Origin of the sequence: Sanguibacter biliveldensis, assembly GCF_033798665.1 — a bacterium.
GTDB lineage: Bacteria > Actinomycetota > Actinomycetes > Actinomycetales > Cellulomonadaceae > Sanguibacter > Sanguibacter inulinus.
Genome location: NZ_CP138359.1, coordinates 3720652 through 3745977 on the forward strand (window position 1 = coordinate 3720652; position 25326 = coordinate 3745977).

At 72.1% G+C, this 25326-nt stretch carries 19 protein-coding genes; 10 read left to right on the forward strand and 9 right to left on the reverse strand.

What is annotated here, in order from left to right; genetic code table 11:
- Positions 1-52: 52 nt before the first annotated feature.
- From SANBI_RS16215 to SANBI_RS16260, 10 genes are all read left to right on the forward strand, one after another.
- On the forward strand, positions 53-1693 hold the full coding sequence (locus SANBI_RS16215) for an ABC transporter substrate-binding protein (protein WP_319156865.1): 1641 nt from the start codon (positions 53-55) through the stop codon (positions 1691-1693).
- Between the two features lie 97 nt (positions 1694-1790).
- Positions 1791-3356 (forward strand): GH39 family glycosyl hydrolase, encoded by a 1566-nt coding sequence (locus tag SANBI_RS16220; RefSeq protein WP_319156867.1) that lies wholly within the window; start codon positions 1791-1793, stop codon positions 3354-3356.
- Entirely contained in the window at positions 3353-4057 is a 705-nt protein-coding gene (locus tag SANBI_RS16225) for a glycosyl transferase (protein WP_319156870.1), read from the forward strand. Before SANBI_RS16220 ends, SANBI_RS16225 begins: the two co-directional genes overlap by 4 nt.
- On the forward strand, positions 4054-6222 hold the full coding sequence (locus tag SANBI_RS16230) for a beta-galactosidase (RefSeq protein ID WP_319156872.1): 2169 nt from the start codon (positions 4054-4056) through the stop codon (positions 6220-6222). The genes SANBI_RS16225 and SANBI_RS16230 overlap by 4 nt, the downstream gene beginning before the upstream one ends.
- Positions 6219-8489, forward strand: coding sequence for an alpha-glucuronidase (locus SANBI_RS16235; RefSeq protein ID WP_319156875.1), 2271 nt, complete (start codon positions 6219-6221; stop codon positions 8487-8489). Before SANBI_RS16230 ends, SANBI_RS16235 begins: the two co-directional genes overlap by 4 nt.
- A gap of 61 nt (positions 8490-8550) precedes the next feature.
- Positions 8551-11172, forward strand: coding sequence for a DEAD/DEAH box helicase (locus SANBI_RS16240; protein ID WP_319156878.1), 2622 nt, complete (start codon positions 8551-8553; stop codon positions 11170-11172).
- A gap of 141 nt (positions 11173-11313) precedes the next feature.
- On the forward strand, positions 11314-12540 hold the full coding sequence (locus SANBI_RS16245) for a Fic family protein (RefSeq protein WP_319156881.1): 1227 nt from the start codon (positions 11314-11316) through the stop codon (positions 12538-12540).
- A gap of 238 nt (positions 12541-12778) precedes the next feature.
- Entirely contained in the window at positions 12779-14047 is a 1269-nt protein-coding gene (locus SANBI_RS16250) for an amidohydrolase (RefSeq protein WP_319156883.1), read from the forward strand.
- Positions 14044-15813 carry an L-serine ammonia-lyase gene (locus SANBI_RS16255; protein ID WP_319156885.1) on the forward strand — a complete coding sequence of 590 codons (1770 nt, stop codon included), beginning with the start codon at positions 14044-14046 and terminating at the stop codon, positions 15811-15813. Before SANBI_RS16250 ends, SANBI_RS16255 begins: the two co-directional genes overlap by 4 nt.
- Positions 15814-16340: 527 nt before the next feature.
- A complete protein-coding gene (locus tag SANBI_RS16260; protein WP_319156887.1) occupies positions 16341-17456 on the forward strand; it encodes a DNA alkylation repair protein in 1116 nt (371 codons plus the stop codon).
- 94 nt (positions 17457-17550) lie between these two features.
- Here the strand turns inward: SANBI_RS16260 and SANBI_RS16265 are convergent, their stop codons facing one another.
- From SANBI_RS16265 to SANBI_RS16305, 9 genes are all read right to left on the reverse strand, one after another.
- Entirely contained in the window at positions 17551-18846 is a 1296-nt protein-coding gene (locus SANBI_RS16265) for an aminotransferase class I/II-fold pyridoxal phosphate-dependent enzyme (protein ID WP_319156890.1), read from the reverse strand.
- Between the two features lie 299 nt (positions 18847-19145).
- Positions 19146-19877: a hypothetical protein gene (locus SANBI_RS16270; RefSeq protein ID WP_319156892.1), complete on the reverse strand. Its 732-nt coding sequence runs from the start codon at positions 19875-19877 to the stop codon at positions 19146-19148.
- 261 nt (positions 19878-20138) lie between these two features.
- Positions 20139-20567, reverse strand: coding sequence for an Rv3654c family TadE-like protein (locus tag SANBI_RS16275; RefSeq protein WP_319156894.1), 429 nt, complete (start codon positions 20565-20567; stop codon positions 20139-20141).
- A complete protein-coding gene (locus SANBI_RS16280) occupies positions 20564-20995 on the reverse strand; it encodes a TadE family type IV pilus minor pilin (protein ID WP_319156896.1) in 432 nt (143 codons plus the stop codon). Before SANBI_RS16280 ends, SANBI_RS16275 begins: the two co-directional genes overlap by 4 nt.
- Positions 20995-21315 (reverse strand): DUF4244 domain-containing protein, encoded by a 321-nt coding sequence (locus tag SANBI_RS16285; RefSeq protein ID WP_319156898.1) that lies wholly within the window; start codon positions 21313-21315, stop codon positions 20995-20997. Before SANBI_RS16285 ends, SANBI_RS16280 begins: the two co-directional genes overlap by 1 nt.
- Positions 21316-21540: 225 nt before the next feature.
- Positions 21541-22230 carry a type II secretion system F family protein gene (locus SANBI_RS16290; RefSeq protein ID WP_319156901.1) on the reverse strand — a complete coding sequence of 230 codons (690 nt, stop codon included), beginning with the start codon at positions 22228-22230 and terminating at the stop codon, positions 21541-21543.
- Positions 22227-22940, reverse strand: coding sequence for a type II secretion system F family protein (locus SANBI_RS16295; RefSeq protein ID WP_319156903.1), 714 nt, complete (start codon positions 22938-22940; stop codon positions 22227-22229). The genes SANBI_RS16290 and SANBI_RS16295 overlap by 4 nt, the downstream gene beginning before the upstream one ends.
- Positions 22937-24196, reverse strand: coding sequence for a TadA family conjugal transfer-associated ATPase (locus tag SANBI_RS16300; RefSeq protein WP_319156905.1), 1260 nt, complete (start codon positions 24194-24196; stop codon positions 22937-22939). The genes SANBI_RS16295 and SANBI_RS16300 overlap by 4 nt, the downstream gene beginning before the upstream one ends.
- Positions 24193-25200 (reverse strand): CpaE-like family protein, encoded by a 1008-nt coding sequence (locus SANBI_RS16305; protein ID WP_319156907.1) that lies wholly within the window; start codon positions 25198-25200, stop codon positions 24193-24195. The genes SANBI_RS16300 and SANBI_RS16305 overlap by 4 nt, the downstream gene beginning before the upstream one ends.
- Positions 25201-25326 lie beyond the last annotated feature (126 nt).

Here is a 25326-nt window from a genome sequence, read left to right on the forward strand (position 1 = left end):
GCAACCTCCGAACGATCCGACCGACGAAGTGCGTATCGAAAGGTGTCCAGCAATGAAGCGAACACACACCATGACGGCAGTCGCCGTCGCGACAGGGATGCTCGCCCTCGCGGCCTGCGGCAGCGGCGGGGCGTCCGACGACGACACCGGCGCCGCGCTCGCCAACGACGCGGGGTCGATGGCCGACTACGGTGTCGGCGACCAGTTCACGGCGACGGAGCCGTTGTCCTTCCCGATCTTGTTCAGCGACCACCCGAACTACCCGATCCAGGACGACTGGATGCTCTGGCAGGAGATCGAGGAGCGGGCCAACGTCACGCTCGAGCCGACTGTCGTGCCGATGAGCGACTACGAGCAGAAGCGCAGCCTGCTCGTCGGGGCCGGTGACGCCCCGCTGATCTTGCCCAAGACGTACCCCGGCCAGGAGGCCGCCTTCGTCTCCTCGGGCGCGATCTTGCCCGTGAGCGACTACATCGACCTCATGCCGAACTTCAAGGACAAGGTCGAGCGGTGGGGGCTCGACGCCAACCTCGACACCCTCCGCCAGGAAGACGGCAAGTACTACGTGCTGCCCGGTCTGCACGAGGCCGTGTGGCAGGACTACACGATCGCCGTGCGCACCGACATCATGGAGGAGCTCGGCCTCGAGCAGCCGAAGGACTGGGACGAGTTCCGCGACATGCTCGCGGCCATGAAAGAGGCCTACCCGGACGTCTACCCGCTCTCGGACCGCTTCAGCATCCCGACCCCTGCGGGCAACCTGCTCAACCTGCTCGGCATGACCTACGGGACCTCCGCAGGCTGGGGCTACGCCAACCAGAGGTGGGACGAAGAGGCCGGAGAGTTCGTCTTCCCCGGGACCACCGACGAGTACCGCGACATGGTGACGTACCTGCACGGCCTCGTCGAGGACGGCCTGATCGACCCGGAGAGCTTCACGCAGGACGACGACTCGGCGATCCAGAAGCTCGCGAACGGCAAGTCCTTCGCGATCAGCACGAACGCCCAGACCCTCGTCAACGACTACCGCCCGGCCCTGGCCGCGACGCTCCCGGACGCCGAGATCTCGAAGATCCGCCTGCCCGCCGGGCCTGTCGGTGACGTCGTCTCCGGCACGGCGCTGCTCGAGAACGGCCTGATGATCAGCTCCGACGCGAAGGACGACGAGAACTTCGTCGCGATGATGCAGTTCATCGACTGGCTCTGGTACTCCGACGAAGGCCAGGAGTTCGCCAAGTGGGGCGTCGAGGGCACGACGTACACCAAGGACGCCGACGGCACGCGGGTCCTGGATCCGGGGATCGACTTCATCGGTCTCAACCCGGGCGCCCCGAAGCACCTGCAGAAGGACTTCGGGTTCTCGGGCGGTGTCTTCGCCTACGGCGGCACGACAGACCTGCTGTGGTCGACCTTCTCCGACGAGGAGGTCGCCTTCCAGGAGAGCATGGCCGACAAGGAGGTCCTGCCGCTGCAGCCGCCGTTCCCCTTCGACGAGATCGAGCGTGAGCAGGCGACCCTGCTCGAGACCCCGCTCAAGGACACGGTCCAGCAGGGCACGCTGCAGTTCGTGCTCGGCCAGCGTGACCTGTCCGAGTGGGACGCCTACGTCGCCGAGATCGAGGCCAAGGGCTCGACGCAGTACATCGAGCTCGTGAACGCCGCCCACGACCGGTACGCCGAGGCCAACGGCTGACAGCCGCCCCGGGCGGGTCTGGTCGCGCACCACGCGCAGCCCGACCCGCCCGGTTCTCCCGTCCGACCCACCACGACTCCCCCACCTGGAGACCCCCGTGCGCACGATCGTCCCCGACACCTCGACAGGCCTTCTCGGCGACTCCTGGCGCACCTGCGTCGGCACCGGCCGGATGGAGCTCGCGCTGCGCCGCGACTACCAGGACTCCCTCGCCCTCGTGCAGCGCGAGATCGGGTTCCGGCACATCCGCGGTCACGGGCTCTTCAGCGACGGCATGGGGATCTACAAGCCCTACGAGGTCGACGGCCGCCAGGAGGTGCTCTACTCCTTCACCTACCTCGACCAGGTGGTCGACGCCTACCTCGAGCTGGGCATCGAGCCCTTCCTCGAGCTCGGCTTCATGCCCGAGGCCCTCGCCTCCGGGGACGCCACGGTGTTCTGGTGGAAGGGCAACATCACGCCCCCTTCGTCCTACGACGCGTGGGCGGACCTGGTCCGGGCGACCCTGACCCACCTCGTCGAGCGCTACGGCCTCGAGCGGGTCCGCGGGTGGCCCGTCGAGGTGTGGAACGAGCCGAACCTCGTGAACTTCTGGCTCGACGCCGACCAGCAGGAGTACTTCCGCCTCTACGAGGTGACGGCCCGGGCGGTCAAGGACGTCGACCCCCAGATCCAGGTGGGCGGTCCGGCGATCTCCCCCGGGGCCGACGCCTGGTGGGAGCCGTTCCTCGCCTTCGTCGAGGCGCACGACGCGCCGCTCGACTTCGTCAGCTCGCACGCCTATGCGACGGGGCCCGCGCAGCACGTGCCCTTCGGCACCTACCAGACGCTCCGCGAGTCCGACCACCTGCTCGAGCAGCTCGCCGCGCCCCGGGAGCACCTGGCCGGCACGCGCTACGCCGGGGTCCCCGTGCACATCACCGAGTACAGCTCGTCGTACAGGCCCGACAACCCCGTGCACGACACAGCCTTCAACGCCGCCTACCTGGCCCCGGTGCTCGCGGCGGGCGGCGACCTCGTCGACTCCTTCTCGTACTGGACCTTCAGCGACATGTTCGAGGAGGAGGGTGTCCCCGCGGCGATCTTCCACGGTGGTTTTGGTCTCCTCACGCACCGGCAGATCAAGAAGCCGACCTTCCACCTCTTCGCCTTCATGGCCCGGATGGGTCAGCACGTGCTCGCCCGCGGAGACGACCACCTCGTCTGCCGCGACGACGACGGGCGGGTGACAGTCCTGGCGTGGCAGCCCGTCCACGGGACCGAGGGTCCGGCCGCGCCCGTGCGGCACGAGGTCCGGCTGTCGCTGCCTGTCGCAGACCCGGCCGGTACAGGCACGTGCTCGGGCTCGACCAGCACGTCCGGCCCGGCCACGGTGCTCGTCGAGACAGCGAGCGTCGACGAGACCGAGGGCAACGCCTTCGCCGCCTGGCAGCACATGGGCCGCCCGCGGTCGCCGAGCGAGCGGCAGGTCGCCACGCTCCGGGCGCTCGCCGAGCCGGTCCGCCGGCACGCGAGCCTGCCCGTGGTCGACGGACGCGTCGAGCTCGACCTGGACCTGCGCCGGCACGGCGTGACCTTCGTCGAGATCACGCCCGTCGTCGACGAGACCCCGTCGTGGCTCGACGACCGCCGGATCGTCGGGCAGGACGAGGTGGTCCGGTGAGCCTGACGGGGGTGCGCCCGGTCGAGCACCGGGACGGCACCCAGATCGGCGACGGCTTCCTCGCCCGGGGCGCCGTCCTCGGCTACAGGTTCCTCGTGCTCGAGGTCGTCATGCTGGTGAGCCTCGCACCAGCGCTCGCCCTGGCCACGGTGCTCGACCGCGACCCGAGCAACCTGCCGCTCCTCGTGCTCGCCCTGCTGCCCGCCGGCCCGGCCCTCGCGGCCGCGGTCTCGGTCCTCGCGCACCCCGAGGAGATCGCCGACCTCGCCACGGGTCGCCGCTACTGGCGTGCCTACAGACGCGACGCGCTGGCCGTCCTCAGACTCTGGGCACCGCTCGTCGCCGGTCTCGCGGTGATCGCCTTCTCGCTCGCGCACCTCGACGTCGCCGGCGTCCCCGCGTGGTGGGGTAGCGCCCTCGTCGTCGTCGCCGCGCTCGCCCTGGTGTGGGGCATGAACGCCCTGGTGATCACCGCGCTCTTCGACTTCAGGGCGCGCGACGTCGCACGCCTGGCCGGGTACCTGCTGGGCCGACGACCGCTGACCTCCCTCAAGCACCTCTCCCTCCTCGTGCTGCTGGCCGGGACCACCTACCTCACCTCCGACGTGGTGCCCGTGCTGCTCGCCCCCCTCGTCGCCGCCGTGCTGCTCAGCTCGAGCGCCCGGCTGCGCACCGACATCACCCAGGAGTTCCTCGGATGACCCTCCCGACCACCGACCACCTGCCCTACGGCGGCGACTACAACCCCGAGCAGTGGGGGCCGCAGGTGTGGGACGAGGACTACAGGCTCTTCGACGCGGCCGGCATCACCACGGTCACCCTCGGGGTCTTCGCCTGGGCGCACACCCAGCCCGCGGCCGACACCTACGACTTCACGCGACTCGACGCGATCGTCGAGCGGGCGAGCGCCGAGGGCCGGCTCATCTGCCTGGCCACCGGGACCGGTGCGCAACCACCGTGGCTCGCCACGGAGTTCCCCGAGGTGACCCGGGTCGACTTCGAAGGACGCCGGCACCTCTACGGCCAGCGCCACAACTCGTGCCCCTCGTCACCGGCGTACCGCAGGTTCTCGACCGAGCTCGCCCGGCGGGTCGCTGCCCGGTACGCGGGCAACCCCGCTGTCGTCGCGTGGCACGTCAACAACGAGTACGGCGGGGCGGGCGGCGCCTGCTACTGCGACCTCTGCGCGGAAGGGTTCCGCAGCTGGCTCCGCGAGCGCTACGGCAGCCTCGACGCGCTCAACCACGCCTGGTGCACCACCTTCTGGTCGCACACCTTCACGGCGTGGGAGCAGATCGTGCCGCCGTCGGCGCTCAGCGAGCACTGGCGCGGGCCTGAGCACACGGCCTTCCAGGGGATCACCCTGGACTACCTGCGCTTCATGACCGACGCGATGCTCGCGAACTTCGTCGACGAGAAGGCCGCGATCCGCGAGTCGAGCCCCGACGTGCCCGTGACGACCAACTTCATGGGGATGTTCAAGCACCTCGACTACCACCGGTGGGCGCCGCACCTCGACTTCTCGTCGTGGGACAACTACCCGCCCGACGCGCGGTCGCAGGCCCGGATGGCCTTCACCCACGACCTGATGCGCGGCCTCAAGGACGGTCAGCCGTTCTGGCTCATGGAGCAGACGCCGAGCGTCACCGCGAGCCGCGACGTCAACCCGCTCAAGGCGCCAGGGGTCATGGCGTCGTGGAGCTGGCAGGCCGTCGCGCACGGTGCCGACGCCGTCCTGTACTTCCAGATGCGGGCCTCGCGCGGCGCGAGCGAGAAGTACCACGGCGCGGTCATCGGGCACTCCGGGCGCTCCGACACCCGGGTCTTCCGGGAGGCGGCCGCGCTCGGGGCAGACCTCGGACGCGTCGGGACGCTCACTCTCGGCGCCCGCACCCGGGCTCGGGTCGCGATCCTCTTCGACTGGGACTCGTGGTGGGCCCTCGAGATGTCCGACGGACCCTCGCGGCGTGTGCGGTACCAGCAGGTGGTGCTCGCGTACCACCGGGCGCTGTGGGACGCGAACGTCGACATCGACGCCGTCGCGGTGACGGCCGACCTCAGCGGTTACGACGTGGTCGTCGCACCGGCGCTGCACATGGTCAAGGGCGACCTCGCGGAGCGTCTGGCGGCCGTCGCCCAGCGGGGCGGGACTGTGGTGACCACCTTCTTGTCGGGTCGGGTCGACGAAGACGACAACGCCTTCCTCACCGACGTCCCCGGGCCGCTCGCACCGCTCGTGGGTGTGCGGGTCGACGAGTGGGACGCGCAGGAGGCCGACGTGGTCAACCCTGTGGTGCTCGACGACGGGCAGGGCGACGCCATCGAGGTCGGCTCGACGCTGCTCTTCGAGCTCGTGCTGCCGCAGGGCGCCGAGGTCGTCGGGCGGTACTCCCGGGACTTCTACGCCGGGACCGCAGCCGTCACCCGCAACCCGGTGGGTGAGGGGGAGGCGTGGTACGTCGGTGCCGGTCTCGACACCGACGGCGTCGCCTGGGTGATGCGACGAGTGCTCGACCGCCACGAGCTCGTCGGCCCGCTCGCCGACGTGCCTGACGTCGAGGTGGCCACGCGCTACCAGGACGACGGGAGCCGGGTCACCTTCGTCATCAACCACCGCGACGACGCCGTCGACGTCGCGTCCCCGGTCGACGGCGACGAGCTGCTCGGCGGGACGGCGCTGCGCACGGGCGAGACCGTGAGTCTGGCACCGCAGCAGGTGCTCGTCGTGGCGACACCGGCTGCCGCAGCACCCCGGTCCCACGCGGTACCCCTGCCCGACGCCGCAGCCTGGTCCGACTCCGCAACCCGGTCCGACCTAGCACCCTTGTCCCCCGAACCTGCCCTCACCGACGGAGACCTCCGATGATCCCGCAGACCCCCGGCGTGCACCCCGCCTGGCTCCCCGACGCAGCACTCGCGACCCTGGGTGCTGTCGACACTGTCGTCCTCGGAGACGGGCCTCTCGTCGACACCGTGCGCGCCGAGGTCGCGCACGCAGCCACCCTCCGCGGTGGTGAGGCCGCCCCCGGTCGCCTCACCCTCGCACTCCTGGGTGCCGTCCCCGACGACGCACCCGAACCGGTGCTTGCGGCGATCGACGCCGCAGCCGGTGCAGGTCTCGGCGAACCCCGCGGTACCGGCCCGGGCGAGCCCCGCGAGGCTGCAGCCGACGAGGCGTCGAGCACGCTCGGCGACGAGGGCTTCGTCGTCGTCAGGTCCGGTACCCCGCAGGACCCGACCACCACGGTGCTCGCCGAGACCGGCCACGGGCTGCTGCACGGCTGGTTCCACCTGGTGCGCGAGGGTGCGCTCGCCCTGGGGGGACCGGGCGCGCAGGGGGCGCGCGGTCCCGAGGGCACGAGCACCTCGACCGCGTCGGGCACCTCGAGCCACGAGCGCGCCGGGCTCTCCGTCGAGGTCCACAGGCCCACCCACGACCTGCGCGTCCTCGACCACTGGGACAACATCTCGGTCCACCCCGTCATGGGGCAGGTCGAGCGCGGGTACTCCGGCGGGTCGCTCTTCTACGACGACGGGTCGCTGCGCCCGGACCTCGGCAAGGTCCGCCAGTACGCCCGGCTGCTCGCGGCGAGCGGCGTGAACCGCGTCGCCCTCAACAACGTCAACGTCGGGCGGCGCGAGGCCGAGCTGCTCACCACGCACCTCGACGACGTCGTCGCGCTCGCCGGCGCCTTCAGGCCCTACGGCGTGCGCGTCCACCTGTCGGTGAGCTTCGCGTCGCCCGTCGTGCTCGGTGGTCTCGCGACGGCCGACCCTGCCGACCCGGGCGTCCAGGCCTGGTGGGCCCAGGCCGCGAGCGCCGTCTACGCGGCCGTCCCCGACTTCGGCGGGTTCGTCGTCAAGGCCGACTCCGAGGGGCAACCGGGCCCCTTCAGCTACGGGCGCGACCACGCCGACGGGGCGAACATGCTGGCCCGCGCGCTCGCCCCGCACGGTGGGACCGTGCACTGGCGGGCCTTCGTCTACGACCACCACCAGGACTGGCGGGACAGGTCGACCGACAGGGCGCGGGCCGCGTACGACCACTTCACCCCGCTCGACGGTCGCTTCGACGACAACGTCGTGCTGCAGGTCAAGCTCGGGCCGGTCGACTTCCAGGTGCGCGAGCCGCTCTCCCCCGTGGTCCTGGCGATGCCGCAGACCCGGGTGGCCGTCGAGGTCCAGGTGACCCAGGAGTACACGGGGCAGCAGAAGCACGTCGCGTACCTCGCGCCGCAGTGGACGGACGCGCTCCAGGCGCGGCCGTGGGGGGACGACGGGCCAGCGGTCTCCGACGTGACGTCGGGGACGAGCCGAGGGCCCGCCACCGCGGCTGCCCGGACCGAGGCTGCGGCCTCGGGTGACGCCGACAGCGGCGCGGGCGCACCCCGGAGCGCAGGCGGTGGTCTCGCCGCGGTCTCGAACGTCGGGGACGACGTCTTCTGGACGGGTCACCCCTTCGCCCAGGCGAACCTCTACGCCTTCGGCCGCCTCGCCTGGGACCCGACGCTCACGGCCGAGGAGATCCTCGACGAGTGGGTCGCGCTGACCTTCGGCGACGCACCTGCGGAGCTGCGGTCGACGGTCCACGACCTGCTGTCGGGGTCCCTCGACGTGTACGAGCAGTACACAGCACCTCTCGGCGTGGGCTTCATGGTGAGCCCGACGCGTCACCACTACGGGCCCGACGTCGACGGCTACGAGTACACGGCCTGGGGCACGTACCACTTCGCCGACCGCGACGGCGTGGGCGTCGACCGGAGCTGCGCGACAGGCACGGGCTTCGCAGGGCTCTTCCCGCTAGACCTCGCCCAGACCTACGAGTCGCTCGACACCTGCCCGGACGAGCTCCTGCTGTTCTTGCACCATGTGCCGTACTCCCACGTCCTGCACTCGGGGAAGACCGTCGTGCAGCACATCTACGACACGCACTTCGCGGGGGTCGAGCGTGTCGAGGAGATGCTCACCGCGTGGGAGAAGGTCGCGCCGCTGGCCGACCCCGACCTCGCCGCCCGCGTCACCGAGCGCCTCGCCGAGCAGCACAGGTCGGCCGTCGAGTGGCGCGACCAGATCAACACGTACTTCTTCCGCAAGTCCGGGGTCCCCGACGAGCGGGGACGGAAGATCTACTGACGCCTGACCGCCGACGTGCCTCCAGCTCCGGTGGCACCTCGGCGGGTGGGAGAATCCTCGGGTGGCCCGCGTAGACGAACTCCTCGACGTCCTCCTCGCCGGAGGCAGACGCTCGGGGCAGCTGACGCACGTCGAGCACATCCCCGCCCGCGAGGGCACGCAGGCCGACTGGCCGGCGTGGGCCGACCCGTCCCTCGTCTCGGGGTACAAGGCCCTAGGTGTCGACCGCCCCTGGGTGCACCAGGTCGAGGCCGCCGAGGCCGCGTGGTCCGGCAAGCACACCATCGTCGCGACGTCGACGGGCTCGGGCAAGTCCCTCGCCTTCTGGCTGCCCGCCCTCACCTCCGTGCGCGGCGACCGCGCCGACGCGGCCTTCGACCCCGGCCGCATCGAGTCCGCCCGCGACCGCGGCTCGGTGCTCTACCTCAGCCCGACCAAGGCGCTCGCCGCCGACCAGCTCGCCTCGGTCACCCGGCTGCTCTCGGCGTCGAGGGCCCGCGACGTGCAGGTCGACACCTGCGACGGAGACACCCCCTTCTCGGCGCGGAAGTGGATCCAGGACCACGCCGACGTGGTCCTCACCAACCCGGACTACCTGCACTTCTCGATGCTGCCCAACCATGCCCGGTGGGCCCGGTTCTTGAGGTCGTTGCGCTACGTGGTCGTCGACGAGGGGCACGCCTTCCGCGGGGTCTTCGGCGCGCACGTCTCCCTCGTGCTGCGCCGGCTGCAGCGCCTCGCCGCGTACTACGCACCGAGCTCGGCGACCCGCGGCAGCGGACGCTCACGCGCAGCCGGGCAGCACCGCAGCGCGAGCGGGCTGCTGCTCCCCCGCGTCGGGCCGACCTTCGTCGTCGCGTCGGCCACCACGGCCGACCCGGCCGTGAGCGCCGGGCGGCTCGTCGGTGTCGACCCCTCCGAGGTGGTCGCCGTGACCGAGGACGCCTCGCCCGCGGGTCGCAAGACCTTCGCCCTGTGGGAGCCACCCGAGCTCCCGCGCTACGACGCCGCCTCCTTCGAACGGTCCAGGGCAGACAGGGCCGACGGGGACGCCGCCGTCGCGGCGCTCACCGACGACCCGTGGGACGTGGGCGGCGCAGCGGACCTCGGGCTCGTCGACGACCTGGGGCTCGTGGACGACGCCGACCCCGTCGACGCCGCGGCCGACGCCGACAGACCCCGCCGGTCCGCGACCGCTGTCGCCGCGGACCTGCTCGCCGACCTCACGGTCCACGGCGCCAGGACCCTCGCCTTCACCCGGTCGAGGCGCGGCGCGGAGTCCGTCGCGACGACCACCCAGGAGCACCTGCGACCCGTCGACCCCTCGCTGCCGGGGAAGGTCGCGGCCTACCGCGGCGGCTATCTGCCCGAAGAGCGCCGCGCCCTCGAGGCCGCCGTGCGCTCGGGCGAGATCCGGGCCCTCGCGACGACCAACGCCCTCGAGCTCGGCGTCGACATCTCCGGCCTCGACGCCGTGCTCATCATCGGCTGGCCCGGCACCCGCGTCTCGCTCTGGCAGCAGGCCGGGCGCGCGGGCCGCGCCGGGGCCGACGGGCTCGTCGCCTTCGTCGCGCGGGAAGACCCTCTCGACACCTTCCTCGTGCACAACCCCGACGCGATCTTCCGCACACCCATGGAGGCGACGGTCTTCGACCCGACCAACCCGTACGTGCTCGCCGGGCACCTGTGCGCCGCCGCCGGCGAGCTGCCTGTGCGGACCGAGGACCTCCCGCTCTTCGGCGGAGACGCGGCCCGCACGCTCCTCGACCAGCTCACAGCGCGCGGGACCCTGCGGCACCGCAGCTCCGGCTGGTTCTGGACGCACCACGAGAACGCCGCAGGATTCACCAACATCCGCGGCGAGGGTGGCACGCCGGTCTCGGTCGTCGAGTCCGCGACAGGACGCCTGCTCGGGACCGTCGACGCCGCAGCCGCCGACGGGTCGGTCCACACGGGCGCGGTGTACGTGCACCAGGGCGAGACCTTCGTGGTCGAGGACTACAACCTCGTCGACTCGGTCGCCCTCGTCGGCCGTGAAGACGTCGGCTACGGCACGTGGTCGCGGTCGACCACCTCGATCGACGTCATCGAGGAGAAGGAGCACGTCGACTGGGGCTCGCAGGTCTCGGCCGACGGCCGCCCCGCGGTCGAGTGGGGCTTCGGCACTGTCGAGGTCCACAGCCAGGTCGAGAGCTTCCAGCGGCGCCGGATGCCCTCGCAAGAGGTCCTCGGGACCGAGCCCCTCGACCTCCCCGTGCGGACGCTGCGGACAGCCGCCGTGTGGTGGACGGTCTCGGCCGAGCTGCTCGAGGACGCCCAGGTCGACGCCGACGAGGCCCCCGGTGCGCTGCACGCCGCCGAGCATGCCTCGATCGGCCTGCTCCCCCTCCTGGCGACCTGCGACCGCTGGGACCTGGGCGGCGTCTCGACGGCGATGCACGTGGACACCGAGCGCGCGACGGTCTTCGTCTACGACGCCTTCCCCGGCGGCGCCGGGTTCGCCGAGCGCGGCTTCGGCCTCGCCGAGCAGTGGCTGGCCGCGACCCGCGAGGCCATCGCGACCTGCCCCTGCGCGACGGGCTGCCCGGGCTGCGTGCAGTCCCCCAAGTGCGGCAACGGCAACAACCCTCTCGACAAGACGGCAGCGGTGCGGCTGCTGGACGCTGTGCTGGCGCAGCGGTGACGGCGCAGCGGTGACGGGGGCGCACCACAGCGCGGTCGGCGAGCCAGGCTGTCTGCCGCTGCTGGAGGCCGGCGACCCTAAAGAGGGATAGCGCCGGCCACTATCACTCTTTAAGGGGCGATGGAGTGATAGCGTCGCGACATGTCACTCCCTCAGCGGGAAGCACCCGGGGCTCGAGCGTGGCCGCCGATCACCTACGAGGATCGCGCCTGGGCGTCGACGATCCCGACCGACCTGCTGTCCCGTGCAGCTCGAGAGCGAATGCAGGGACCGTACGGCGCTGCTGTCGTCCCGGAGATCGGCGACCTGACACCCACTCCTTCTCGCGGCGTCGCCGAGGCTGCCGAACAGGCCGCAGCAGCCATCCGGTCCTTCGACGCCGACTCTGGCGTCGACGTCGCTCCCTTCGCAGCCGTCCTCCTACGGTCTGAGTCGGCTTCGTCGTCCCAGATCGAGAACATCACCTCGGGAGCGAGGCATATCGCCCTCGCGGAGATCAACGAAGAAACCCGTTCCAACGCCGCACTGGTAGTGAGCAACACCGACGCGATGCGCGCCGCGCTGATGCTGGCTGACGGGATCACCCCAGAGTCCATCCTGTCCATGCACCATGCGCTGCTCAGGTCGAGCGCACCGGAGATCGCAGGCCGATGGCGGGACGCCGCAGTCTGGGTCGGCGGCAACGGGTACTCGCCGCACGGGGCATCGTTCGTGGCCCCTTCCGCCGAGCGCGTCGGTCCAGCGATCGCGGATCTCGTGCGCTTCGCAGGCAGGAACGATCTGCCCGCCCTGACGCAGGCCGCAGTAGCCCATGCGCAGTTCGAGACCATCCACCCGTTCCCCGACGGGAACGGACGCACCGGGCGAGCGCTCGTGCACTCGATGCTGCGTCGGCGAGCCGTGACGCGTGCGGTGACAGTCCCGGTGTCGGCCGGGCTGCTCACCGACACCGACAGGTACTTCGACGCACTCACGGCCTATCGCGGTGGAGACGTCGATCCCATCGTCGAGACGCTGGCAGAAGCAGCGATCGCCTCCGTCGCCAACGGGCAGCTGCTGGTCGCCGATCTGCGGACACTGCGTCAGCGCTGGACAGACAGCATCACTGCGCGTTCAGACTCAGCGGTCTGGAAGATCGTCGACCTGCTGCTCCGCCAGCCGGTGATCAGCACCGCTGTCGTCATGGAGACCGTCGGCATCAACCACACGAACGCTTCCCGCGCCATCGACCGCCTGCTGACAGCCGGGATCCTCTCGGAGGTCAGCGGTCGCCGGAGATCTCAGCTCTGGCAGTCGACAGAGGTGATCCAGGCACTCGACGGCTTCGCATCGCGCACCGGACGGCGGGCCGCACCCTCCGAGACCTAGGCGCCGACCTCGTCGGTACTCCGTCGTGACCTCCGGCCAGCCGCGTGCGGGCGTCTCGCAGTCCCGAGGCTGCCCGTGCGCGACCGGCGGGAGATGATGGGGGCAGACGCGACGCCCTCACCCGGGCGGTGCCGTCCGCCAGGTCCCTCACACCCATGACCGGACCCGGCCCCGGACCCGCGACCCTGCGGTCCCGGACAGCACGACCTCCGGCCCACCCGACCACCAGGAGCCCTCTGTGACCGACGCCCCGTCCACCGCAGCGCTGCACGACACCGTCGCGACGACAGTCGCCGTCCGCAGCGACGAGCTGCTCGCGCTCTCCCACGCGATCCACGCGAGGCCTGAGCTGGCCTTCGCGGAGCACCACGCGTCCTCCCTCGTGGCGGAGCGGCTCACCGACGCGGGCTTCGACGTGACCGTCGGCGTGCACGGTCTGGACACCGCGCTCCGCGCGACCTACGGCAGCGGGGACATGAACGCCGTGATCTGCGTCGAGTACGACGCGCTGCCGGGCGTCGGGCACGCCTGCGGGCACAACATCATCGCGGCGGCCGGGGTCGGTGCCGCGATCGCCGCAGCGAACGTCGCCGACGAGCTCGGCATCCGGGTGACGGTGCTCGGGACCCCGGCCGAGGAGCACGGGGGTGGCAAGGTCCTCATGCTCGCCGACGGGGCGTGGGACGACGCGACCTTCTCGCTCATGGTCCACCCGTACCCGGCCGACACGTGGCCCACGACCACCCGCATGCAGGCCGTGCACAGGCTGGTCGTCACCTTCACTGGTCAGGGCGCGCACGCCGCCGCAGCCCCTGACCAGGCGCGCAACGCCGCCGACGCCGCGACCATCGCGCTCGTCGCCGTCGGTCTGCTGCGCCAGCAGGTGCGCGACGGGGCGCGCCTGAACGCGATCATCACCGAGGCCGGGCTCGTCACCAACATCATCGCGGACCGCGCCGTCGTCGAGATCGAGGTGCGTGAGGCGACCCTCGACGCGCTCCAGACGCTCGAAGGACGGGTCCTCGCCTGCTTCGAGGGCGCGGCGATCGCAGCCGGGGTCTCGTGGTCGGTCGACGAGTCCGAGCCGCTGTACGCCGACCTCGTCCAGGACGAGGACCTGGTCGAGGTGTTCGCCGGGCACCTGTCTGCCCGCGGGCGGACGCTCGACAGGACCGCGCCGCCCCGCAGCGGCGGGTCGACCGACATGGGGAACGTCTCGCAGGTGGTCCCCTCCATCCACCCGGTGGTCGGGGTCGAGGGCGCGCGAGGTCCGATCCACACGGCCGAGTTCGCCGAGGCGGCCGGCGGTCCGGCCGGTGACCGCGCCGTGCTCGACGCGGCTGTCGCGCTCGCGTCGACCATCGTCGACGCGGCCCGCGACCCACGGCTGCGGGCGAGGCTGGTCGACACGCAGACCGAGCGGGTCCGGGAGCGCGCCGCGGGTGGCTCCGATCCGGCTGTCGGCTCTGACAAGGTCTCTGCAGGTGCTGGCGAGGCTCAGGCATGAGCGGCGTGACGACGGTCGACGGTGCACGACGTGTCGCCTCGGACCAGCCGCTGAGCGTCTTCGACATGTTCACGATCGGCATCGGACCGTCGAGCTCGCACACCGTCGGGCCGATGCGCGCCGCCAAGACCTTCGTCGACGAGCTGCTGGGCTCGAGCGGACGCAGCGACGGCCCGGGGCAGGCCGCTGACCCCGCCGGGACGAAGGGCACAGGTTCGTCAGCCGTCGGTCCGGGCACGGCTGGCGGCCCCAGCGCGGCGGCGACCCCGGCCACCCCGGTGCCGACCGCACCGGACCCTGCGCTGCTCGACGTCGCGCGGGTGGATGTCGAGCTCTTCGGGTCCCTCGGCGCGACAGGTCGCGGGCACGGGACGGACCGTGCGGTCTTGCTCGGTCTCGTCGGCCACGAGCCGCAGAGCGTCGCCACGCCCGTGGTCGAGACGATCCTCGACGAGGTGCACGCCGCGGGCTCGCTGCGGCTCCTCGACCGCGTCGAGATCCCCTTCGACCTCGACCACGACGTCCAGTTCCTGCCCAGGACTGTGCTGCCCTTCCACCCCAACGGTCTGCGCATCACGGCCTCCGCCGCCGACGGCTCCGTCCTGCTGCGCCGTACCTACTTCTCGGTAGGTGGCGGCTTCGTCGTACCGGACCCTGACGACACGCCTGTCGTGACGCCCGCCGACGAGCGGTCGGCGGACCCAGGCCAGCGCCCCGCGCACAGTGCTGACCGGTCTGCGGAACCAGCCGCGCAGCCCGTCGGCCCAGGCGTTCGGTCTGCGGACCCAGCCCCGCGGCCCGCAGGCCCAGGCGCTCGGTCCGCAGACAGAGCTGACCTGCCGTCCCGGACCGGGGCGCCTGGACCGATCACGCTGATCGGGACCGAGGGCAGCTCGCCGGCGGCCCCGTGGTCCTTCACCTGCGCCGACGACCTCCTCGCCGTCTGCGCGACCTCGGGTCTGGGCGTCGCCGAGGTGATGCTCGCCAACGAGAGCGCGACCCGCACCCCGGAGCGGGTCGCGTCCGAGCTGCTGGACATCTGGCAGGCGATGGACGCGTGCATCGACGCCGGGTGCGCGGCGAGCGGCACGCTCCCCGGTGGGCTCAAGGTGCCACGGCGGGCGCACGCCCTGCACCGTGCGCTCCTCGCCGAGGGCGCCAACGACGACCCGCTGCGCGCGATGGACTGGGTCAACCTCTTCGCGCTGGCCGTCAACGAGGAGAACGCTGCCGGGCACAGGGTCGTCACCGCCCCGACCAACGGGGCAGCCGGCATCATCCCCGCGGTCTTGCGCTACTACCGCGAGTTCGTGCCCGGCGCGGACGACGCCGGGACCGTGAGGTTCCTTCTCGCGGCCGGAGCCGTGGGCATCATCATCAAGACGAACGCGTCGATCGCCGGGGCCGAGGTCGGCTGCCAGGGCGAGGTCGGCTCGGCGTGCGCGATGGCCGCGGCCGGGCTCGCGGAGGTCCTCGGCGGGACGGCTCTGCAGGTCGAGAACGCTGCCGAGATCGCGATGGAGCACAACCTCGGGCTCACCTGCGACCCGATCGGCGGGCTGGTCCAGATCCCGTGCATCGAGCGCAACGCGATCGGCGCCGTCAAGGCGATCAACGCCGCTCGCATGGCGCTGCGAGGCGACGGCCGGCACACCGTCAGCCTCGACGCAGCGATCGAGACCATGCGCCAGACCGGGGCCGACATGCACTCCAAGTACAAGGAGACCTCGCTGGGAGGACTCGCGGTCAACTACGTGGAGTGCTGACCAGCCCCGGCACGCGCACGCACCGGGGCCGACGGCAGCACCGAGGTCGCACCAGCAACGAGGCCCCCTCTGTACCGAGGCCCTCTCTGCACCACCCCCCGCCCCCTGCACCGCCCCCCCCGGCGCCGAGGTCGTACGGACACGCCAGATCTCGCCCACCAGAGGCCAGATCTGGCGTGTCTGTACGACCTCGCAGCAGGCAGTACGACCTCGTGGGGAGGTGGCCGGTGGCCGGTGGTCGAGCGGCCGAAGTCGTCGTCGGGGGCTTCGTGGGCTTCGGGGGCTTCGGGGGCTTCGGGGGCTTCGGGGGCTTCGGGGCAGGCTCGGCGGCGACGGCCCGTACGGGAGGTCCGGGTGTGCGATGGCGGCACTAATGCCGCGCGACGTCGAGACGCGGGTCGGTGACCCCTGTCTGCGGTGACGTCAGGCGCCCTGCGCGGCAGCACTCGTCTCGGTGTCGGTGCGCACCGATAGGGTCGGCGGGACCGCGGGCTCTCGCGGTCAGCGCGACCACCCCAGGAGATGCTGTGCCCTTCGCCGACGAGCTGCTCGGGTCCGACGCTGTGCTCGGTCTGGCCGAGGTGATCGAGGCTGCTGCGCCAGGGACAGCCGCTGAGAAGGTCCGGGCGAGCGCCGGCTCCCTCGCACCCCTCGCGCTGCGGGACCGTGCACACCTCGTCAAGGACGCGGTCCTCGCCGACGTGCCCGGCACCGTCGACGACCTCGCTGTCCTCGTGCGCCGGTGTCTTCACGACGAGAGCTTCACGGGGTGGATGATCTGGCCGGTGACAGAGGCTGTCAGCGCGCGGGCGATCGCCGCCGGGTCCGACGCCGCCCTCGACACCGCGCTCGACCTGCAGGCCGAGCTCACGGGGCGGCTCACTGCGGAGTTCGCCGTCCGCCCGCTGCTGTCCCACGACCTCGACAGGTCGCTCGCCGCGGCGCTGCGCTGGACGAGGAGCGACGACGAGCACGTCCGACGACTCGCGAGCGAAGGCACCCGGCGCCACCTGCTGTGGGGCACCCAGGTCACGGGCCTCTCAGCGGACCCGACCGTGACCCTGCCGATCCTCGACGCGCTCTACCGTGACGAGAGCGAGTACGTCCGCAGGTCTGTGGCCAACCACCTCAACGACCTCAGCCGCAAGAACCCTGAGGTCACGGTCGAGACCGCGCGCCGGTGGCTAGAGGCGCCCGCGCCGACGACCCTGCAGCTCGTCCGGCACGCGCTGCGGACCCTCGTCAAGCGCGGCGACCCGGACGCCCTCGCCCTGCTCGGCTACGCACCGACCCCGGACGTCGTCGCGGAGCTCACTCTCGAGGCGACCGAGGTCCGGGTCGGCGAGGCTCTGGGACTCACGGCAACCGTGCACAACGGCGGGGTGGGCGCGGCGCGGGTGGTCGTCGACTACGTGGTGCACCACCGCAAGGCCAACGGGTCGCAGACGACGAAGGTGTTCAAGCTGACCACAGCCGACCTCAGCCCAGGAGAGACCCTGCGGCTCGGACGACGGCACTCCTTCAAGGTGATCACCACGCGGCGCTACCACCCTGGGGCTCACGCCGTCGAGCTCCAGGTCAACGGGGTCGCCGCCGGGAGGAGAGACTTCGAGCTTCTCCCCGCCGACGACGCCCCGGTGTGAGGACCAGGCACCACCGCCGAGAGCCCTGACCACGGGCACGGGCGTCCCTGCCTGATGCCGCTGGCGTCAGGCGTCAGGCGTCAGGCGTCAGGCGTCAGGCGTCAGGCGTCAGGCGAGCCTCGACCGCGGCGAGCAGTGCGCAGGTCGCGACGCCGTCCATCGACGCGGCGACGTCGTCGAGCGACGGGAAGCTCGGTGCCAGCCGGATGTTCGTGTCCTGAGGGTCGCGCCCGTAGGGGAAGGCCGAGCCAGCAGCGGTCAGCGCGATCCCCGCGTCCTTCGCGAGCTGGACGACCCGTCGTGCGGTGCCGGGCACGACGTCGAGGCTGATGAAGTACCCGCCCTCGGGGGTGGTCCACGTCGCGACACCTGTCCCGCCGAGGCGCGCCTCGAGGATCTGCAGGACCTTGTCGAACTTCGGCGCGAGGATCTCGCGGTGCTTGGCCATGTGCTTGCGGACGCCGTCGGCGTCGCCGAAGAACCGCACGTGGCGCAGCTGGTTGACCTTGTCCGGTCCGATGCTCTTCTTGGAGTAGTGCTCCTGGTACCACGCGACGTTCGCCGCGGACGCCCCGAAGAAGCTCACCCCTGCCCCCGCGAAGGTGATCTTCGAGGTGGAGGCGAGCACGTAGGGACGGTTCGGGTTCCCGGCCGCAGCAGCCATCCCGACGATGTCGTGCGCGGGCGGCGCCTCGTCGACGAGGGTGTGCACGGCGTAGGCGTTGTCCCAGAAGATCCGGAAGTCGGGTGCCGCGGTCGGCATCTCGACGAGCGCGCGGGTGACCTCCTCGGAGTAGACCGCTCCCGTGGGGTTGGCGTAGGTCGGGACGGTCCAGATGCCCTTGATCGCGGGGTCGGCGGCGACGAGCTCGCGGACCACGTCCATGTCGGGGCCGTCAGCTCCGAGCGGCACCGGGATCATCTCGATGCCGAAGGACTCGGTGATCGCGAAGTGGCGGTCGTAGCCCGGGCTGGGCGCGAGGAACTTCACGACGGGCTCGGCCGACCAGGGACGCTCGGAGTCGGGGGTCCCGTGCAGGAGCCCGAAGACGACGAGGTCGTGCATGATCTCGAGGCTCGCATTGTTGCCGGCCACGAGCTGTGGTGCGGGCACAGAGAGCAGCTCGGAGAAGATCGCCCGGAGCTCGGGCAGACCAGCCGTGCCGCCGTAGTTGCGGCAGTCGGTGCCCGAGCCGTCCTTGGCGTCGGTACCGCCGGGGAGGCTGAGCAGGTCGTTCGAGAGATCGAGCTGCTCGGGCGCCGGCTTGCCGCGTGTCAGGTCGAGCGTGAGACCTGTCGACACCAGGTCCGCGTACTGCGCGGAGAGGTTCGCGTGCGCCTCGACGAGCTCGTCGTGGCTGAGGGACTCGATCGCAACCTGCTGGGGCATCCGGGACAACCTCTCGCCGGCTCCAGGAGCCGGATTCGCGTGATGAACGGTCTGACGAGGGCTCGAACGGGTCGAGCGGACCTGCTCAGTGCACCGCTGCGGCAGTCACCGTCACGGCGCACCGCCGATCCTAGTGCGCTAGAGCAGGGCGTGGGGCGGGTGCCCACCGGCACCTGGGCACCTGGGCACCCGCCCACCTGGGCACCTGGGCACCTGGGCACCAGACCAGGCAGGAGCACGAGCACCACTCCAGAGGACCAGCCCGAGCGCGCGCACCAGACCGGTCCTTCGGACTCGCCTCAGCAGCTGGTCGTCGTCGGTTCCTCAGCAGGCTCAGGGTCGAGCAGTGCGTGGGAGCCTTCCGCTGCCGGTGGCAGGACGACCGACCGCAGCACGTCCAGGAGGTGGCCGAGCGCGTCGACCATGGTCACGCACCACCCGCAGCCGTGCAGGTGCCGTTCGTACCTCTGCTCGGACAGCTGTCCGAGCATCCCGGCCTGGTAGGCGTCGACTCTCAGGACGAGCCAGGCGCAGCTGTCTGGGACAGACCTGTCCGCGACGGTCTCAGCCACCCACTCCGCCCGCAGCAGGCTGACGGCCTGCCGCGCATGGATCCGCAGGTCCGTCTGCTCGCGGTCGAGGACGACCGCGAGGATCGCCTGGGGCAGAGGCTCCACGACGGTGTACCAGAGCACCGTCTGATAGCTCCCGCGCAGCTTCCGGAAGGCACGCACCAGGCTGAGGTCGCTCGTCTTCTGCCCCGGCGCCGCACCAGCCTCGTCCTCGACGGTCGCGCACAGGTACAGGAGGAAGGGCAGGACAGGGTCCTGGTCAGCAGCGATCTCGCTCATGACCCGGGCGAAGGCCCGCCTCACGACGAGAGCTGCGTCGTCTCCGCCGGCGACGTGCTTGCCCGCCCAGGTCAGTGCCGTCTCGCAGTGCCTGCGCCACAGGATCAGGCTCGCGTCGACGTCGCCCTCACGGACGCGCGCGACGAGCAGCAGGTCTGCGTCTTCGGACCGGCACTCCACGATCACTCTCCTGGTCCTCTCGTCGGATGGACTCTCTGTCTGCTGGTCTTGCTGTCTCGTGCCGTCGGCTCGTCTTGCCGTCCTCGGCCTCCGGGGCTCCTCATCCGGGTGCGCGGCAGCGCCCGAGCCCCGGAAAGCCTGTACGCCTCCCACGGGTCCAGGGGGCGTACCAGGGGTGATCCCCGTGCTCGACGCGTAGATATAGCGGCTCTTCGACACGGTCTAGGTGCTGATCACGCAAGACCTGGTGCCTCGTCCTGGTCAGCCACGGTCTGTCAGCGAGGCGGGCCCAGCCCGTGCCGTGGCTCTGGCTGCAGCGCCCGTCCTGGTCGCCAGGGTCGTGGACACCGTGCACGACCTGTCGGCAGCACACAGGCAGGCCTCGACCTGAGCACCGTTGCGCGCCGCCACCTCGCGCGCTCCGGAGCAGGGGTCGGCCGCACCCCGCTGGAGGGACGCCGCAGCAGCCAGCGCCGCCAGGTCTGCCGCAGACTGCGCCGAACCTCGCGTGACGACAGCACCCACGAGCGCGGCTGTCCCCAGCACCAGGACGACGACGACAGCCACGAGCGCCAGCACCAGGACGGTCCCAGCCCCTCGGTCGTCGCGGACGCCGTGGGTCGCCCTCCCCCAGCGCATCCCGGCGACAACCGCAGGGCCAGCGTCAGGCGCCACCTCGTGCACTGTCACGGCACACCTGTCGACGACTCGACGCGGGCGGTCGCGGTGGCCGAGACCGTCAAGGGCCCGGAGAACCATCCGCCGGTGACAGACGCTCTCACGGTGACGATGACCCACGAGCCGTCACCGCCCACGGCCGCGGACGCCGAGCTCCCGGCCAGCTGCGCGACGATCTCGTGGACCCGGCCGTCGCTCTCCCCTGCCGACGCGGCGCGAGCACCGGCCCTCGCGGCGTCGACGACCCGGACCTGGGAGACACCCGCGACCACCACCACGAGGAGTGCCGCGAGGACGAGCACGACTGCCGGGAGCGCGACCGCGAGCTCTGCCGTCACGGCACCGCGGTCGTCCTGACGGAGCTCCCGCAGCCTGACGAGGCCCGAGCACCGAGGTGCCCGTCCGTGCCCCACGCCGCCGGCAGCGTGCTCGGTGGTCATCAGCCGATGCTCAGGGCAGAGGTGACCAGTCCTGTGAGCAGACTACGGACCGTCCCGCTCGAGAGGACTGTCACGAGCAGACCGGCGAAGCCGACCGCGGCGATCATCGCGATCGCGTACTCGGCCGTCGCCATCCCGGCCTCTGTCCCCTGCTCGACGACGGTGCCCCAGCGCCGCCGGAGGCCTGCTGCCGCGTGCTCGTCGCGTCGTTCGTGCTCATCGTGCTGGTCGTCGTACTCAGCGTGTCGGCCGTCCTCGCCGTGGGCTACGGACCGTCCGAGGCTCACGGGTGCCGGCAGGGTCAAGGTGGTGCTCGTCATGATGTGCTCCTTGGTCGTGGTGCCCCGGACGCGAGTGCGCCCAGGGGGCCGGTCTCGGCGGCGAGGCAGGTCGTGAGAGCCCACCCACCGTCGTCCGGCGGTCCAGCACCTCGGTGTCTCCGGGGTGCTGGGTCCACTGTCGGCCGGTGGGGCCAGGCGGTGTCTGCCGCGATCCGGCACGTGTGGATGGACGCAGACTCGGTGCACGCTGTGGACGGTCCACGCTCAACCGCCCATGAGCCCAGCGCCGAGCCCTGACCCGAGCGCCACGATCACCGGGACGAGCCCGAGCAGCACGAAGGCAGGCAGCAGGCACAGCCCGAGCGGCAGCACGAGCCGCACGCCCAGACGCGCGGCGGCCGTCCTCGACCGCGCACGCCCCTCGTGGACGAGCTGCTCGCCTGCGACGCGCAGAGCGTCTCCAGGCGGTGCCCCGTGGACCCATGCAGGACGCAGCGCCTCGGCGACGGGCCAGAGCCGGCCGGGGACCCGGTCCCAGGCCTGAGACCACCCAGCACCCAGCAGCAGCGCCGCAGCCGCACGTGCCAGCCCGGCACCGTCGGCCCCGCCGATCGACCGCCCGACGGCCTCGAGAGCCCGCGGCACCCCGGCACCTGAACCCAGTGCGGCTCCGAGCAGGTCGAGGACCACCGTGAGGTCCACCGAGGGTTCGCCGCCTCCGCCCGCGCGGACGTCGACAGACTCTCGCGCCCCTGGAGGACCGGCCCTGGCTCCCCGACCGACGGCGGTCACCCTGCCAGACGATCCGGCCGTCCGACGGGCCGCACGCCCCGAGCGCCGCGCCGCACGCCCGACCAGCCCCCTGTCGAGCCACCACGGCGTCGTCGCCGACCAGACGAGCAGAGCGACGAGCAGACCTGTGAGCAGGCTGCCCACGATCTGCAGTCCGTTCATCGGTCGTCTCCGCCCGCGGCCGCTGAACGGACGAGCCTGCGTGACCACGCCTGACCGAGCACGAGCATCAGACCACCAGCGACAGGGGCCAGGGCGGCGGGCCCGCCGTCGACGAGCAACCGGAGCGGAGAGGCACCGAGCACCGTCGCGAGCCCGGCGCCGACGACAGGCAGCCAGAGCAGCAGGCGCGCCGTCGACCGAGGTGCCGCGAGCGCCGCCTCGCGATCGGCTGCGGACTCCGCCGCGGTGACGAGGGTGGAGACGATCGAGTCGAGCACAGGTGCGACGGGCGACCCGATCTCGTGGGCGAGCCTGCACGCGGCGACGACGGCGTGGGCCTGGGACCTGTCATGGGTCAGGCCGACGAGGTCGTCCGCGCGGGGCATGCCGTCGGCCGTCGTCCCGATGTCGACGCTCGCCCAGGCGAGGTCGGGCGGCATGCCGCTGCGGACGAGCCCGGCGACCTGCGTGATGACGACCTGGACGCGGCCCGTCTCGCCGCGTCGGCGGGAGAGACCGCCGCGCAGCCTCCCCACCGAGGGTCGGAGCGTGCGACCCAGAGCCCTCAGGGCTCTGGACACGGGCGTCGTCGGGCGCAGAGAGCCACGCCCGCGCACCGGGACCGACCCTGTCGCGAGCACTACCGCGGCAGCGAGCAGGACCCCGACCGCGCCGTCGGCGAGCCCTGGGACCCAGAGGGCAGCGCTCATCCGAGCCCGAGCCTGTGCGCGAGGTCGTCCCAGCCGGGGTGCCGCAGAGGGGTGCTCTCCCCGTCCCACGTCAGGGCCGGTGCGACCTCGAGGCTCCCGTCGGGTGCACGGCCGACCACGGCGATCTCCTCGAGATAGCGGCGCGAGTCCCCAGGATCAGCACCCGCGTCCGTGCGACGGCTCCTGCGCCGTAGGTGCAGGACGGCGTCGAAGGCGCTGACAGCCTGCGCCACGAGAGCGGCTGCGGGCATCGAGGCGAGGGCCGCGAGCGCCTCGAGCCGGGCGGGGACGTCACGAGCCGTGTTGGCGTGGATGGTGGCACTGCCACCGGCGTGCCCGGTGTTCAGCGCGGTGAGCACGTCGCGGACCTCTGCGCCGCGACACTCACCCAGGACGATGCGGTCGGGTCGCATGCGCAGCGCCGTGCGTACGAGGTCGGCTAGGTCGACCCCTCCGGTGCCCTCGACGTTGGGACGGCGGGCGGTGAGCGGCACGACGTGCGGGTGGGCCGGGACGAGCTCCCGGGCCTCTTCGATGGTGATGATGCGTTCCGAGGCGGGGACGAGGGAGAGCAGGGAGGCGAGCAGCGTCGTCTTGCCCGACCCTGTCGCACCCGACACGAGGTAGGAGGCGCGTGCGCCGACGATCGCCTCGAGGACCGGCACCCACCCGGGCGGGACCGTCTGGGCGTCTGCGAGCTCGTCGAGGGTGAAGGCCTGGGCACGCAGGGTCCGCAGGGAGATCACCGCTCCGGCCGGGCACAGCGGGGCGAGGACGGCGTGCAGCCTCGTGCCGTCGGGAAGGCGTGCGTCGACTGTCGGGCTGGAGTCGTCGAGCCGTTGTCCACCTGCTGCGGCGAGGCGGACGGCGAGGTCGCGGACGTCCTGGTCGCTCCCGAGGTCGACGCCGACGCGGACGAGGCCTGAACCGCGGTCGACCCAGACGTCGGCCGGGCCGTTGACGAGCACGTCGGTGGCTGTCGGGTCGTCGAGGAGCTCCTGCAGCGGACCGGCGCCGAAGACCTCGGCCCGCACGACGCCGACGAGCTCGTCGAGGGCGTCGCTCCCCAGCAGGACGTCGCCCGCGTGCAGCGCGTCGACGACCTGCTCGCGCGTCGGGTGCGGTCCTGCCCGCGCGAGCCTGTCGCGCACACCGTGGAGGAGATCGTCCCGCGCCGGGTCGCTGCGGAGGCGCGGCGAGCCTGGGCCAGGCTGCTGGGTGCCAGCACGGGATGGCTTCGAGGCGACCCGGGTCATCGGCCGGCCTGCCCCGAGCCGGCGACAGCCTGCGCGTGCGAGAGGACGGCTCGGGCGACGTCCCCCAACGAGGACCTGGCGGCGCCCCGGTCGGCACGACCACGACCACCTCCGCGGTCCCGGCGACCTCCGGCCCACCCTCGGCCTCGTCCTACGGGGTCCCGGCCGGTCCTCACAGGAGGGCCGGCGCCGGCCTCGACGGCCGTCGCGACCCGCGGGTCGGTGACGAGCTCGCCCCAGAGGTCCATCCCGGCCGCCGCGGCGACGTCGTGCGGCAGCAGCCGGCCCGCGGCGGACCTCCGGCAGACCAGCCCGGACGGGACGGGGACGAGCTCGGCCGCGACTGACTGGGCCCCGGCGACCGACAGCGTCTCGCAGAGGGCGACGACGAGGCCCACGTCGCAGGACCGGGCACGGTCCGCGACCCGCCCCTGAGGGAGGTCGAGGACGACGAGGTCCGCAGCGGAGACGACAGCACGCAGCACGTCACCTTCGACCTCGTCGGGCTGAGCGAGGCTCCGGGCCCTGTCCGTGCTCAGGACGTGCACCCCGGACCACTGCGGCAGCAGGTCGAGCAACCTGACCGGGTCGACCTCTCCGCGCGCGTCCTGGAGGTCTGCCCACCGCAGGCCCGGTTCCTCCTCGATGCCGAGCAGCACGTCGATCCCGGCACCCGCGTGCCGTCCGTCGACGAGCACGGCGAGCAGCCCGTCGCGCGCACCCGTCACGGCGACAGCGGCAGCGAGGGTCGACGCACCCACGCCGCCGCAGGCCCCGACCACACCGACCGTGACAGCACGGGTCGAGGGACCACCGGCTCCCGAGCCGTCAGGGCCGGCTCGACGCCGGTCCGTCCCGCCGAGGGTCGCGCCGGGAACCCCTGTCGGGTGCGCCAGGGTCGCGACGGCACGCGGCGATGTCCCCGCAGGTGCCACGGGAGGCGGCGAAGCCCCGAAGGTCGCGCGGGCCGGGGAGGGTGGGGAGGAGATGGTTCCAGAAGTCATCGCCCCACGGTGTCCGTCACGTCCTGCTCGGGGCACCCCAGACCGCCCGGCCTCGGGACGAGCAGTCCCGACAGACCCCCTGTGGACGACCAGAGGCCGCGCCGTCCGACCGGTTACGCTCGAACG

Coding starts and splice junctions, on each gene's coding strand:
- SANBI_RS16265 (WP_319156890.1), bottom strand. CDS start 18,846: ATGCCCCAGCAGGTTGCGATCGAGTCCCTCAGCCACGACGAGCTCGTC.
- SANBI_RS16255 (WP_319156885.1), top strand. CDS start 14,044: ATGAGCGGCGTGACGACGGTCGACGGTGCACGACGTGTCGCCTCGGAC.
- SANBI_RS16215 (WP_319156865.1), top strand. CDS start 53: ATGAAGCGAACACACACCATGACGGCAGTCGCCGTCGCGACAGGGATG.
- SANBI_RS16285 (WP_319156898.1), bottom strand. CDS start 21,315: ATGACGAGCACCACCTTGACCCTGCCGGCACCCGTGAGCCTCGGACGG.
- SANBI_RS16305 (WP_319156907.1), bottom strand. CDS start 25,200: ATGACTTCTGGAACCATCTCCTCCCCACCCTCCCCGGCCCGCGCGACC.
- SANBI_RS16245 (WP_319156881.1), top strand. CDS start 11,314: ATGTCACTCCCTCAGCGGGAAGCACCCGGGGCTCGAGCGTGGCCGCCG.
- SANBI_RS16230 (WP_319156872.1), top strand. CDS start 4,054: ATGACCCTCCCGACCACCGACCACCTGCCCTACGGCGGCGACTACAAC.
- SANBI_RS16235 (WP_319156875.1), top strand. CDS start 6,219: ATGATCCCGCAGACCCCCGGCGTGCACCCCGCCTGGCTCCCCGACGCA.
- SANBI_RS16300 (WP_319156905.1), bottom strand. CDS start 24,196: ATGACCCGGGTCGCCTCGAAGCCATCCCGTGCTGGCACCCAGCAGCCT.
- SANBI_RS16280 (WP_319156896.1), bottom strand. CDS start 20,995: ATGACCACCGAGCACGCTGCCGGCGGCGTGGGGCACGGACGGGCACCT.
- SANBI_RS16290 (WP_319156901.1), bottom strand. CDS start 22,230: ATGAACGGACTGCAGATCGTGGGCAGCCTGCTCACAGGTCTGCTCGTC.
- SANBI_RS16295 (WP_319156903.1), bottom strand. CDS start 22,940: ATGAGCGCTGCCCTCTGGGTCCCAGGGCTCGCCGACGGCGCGGTCGGG.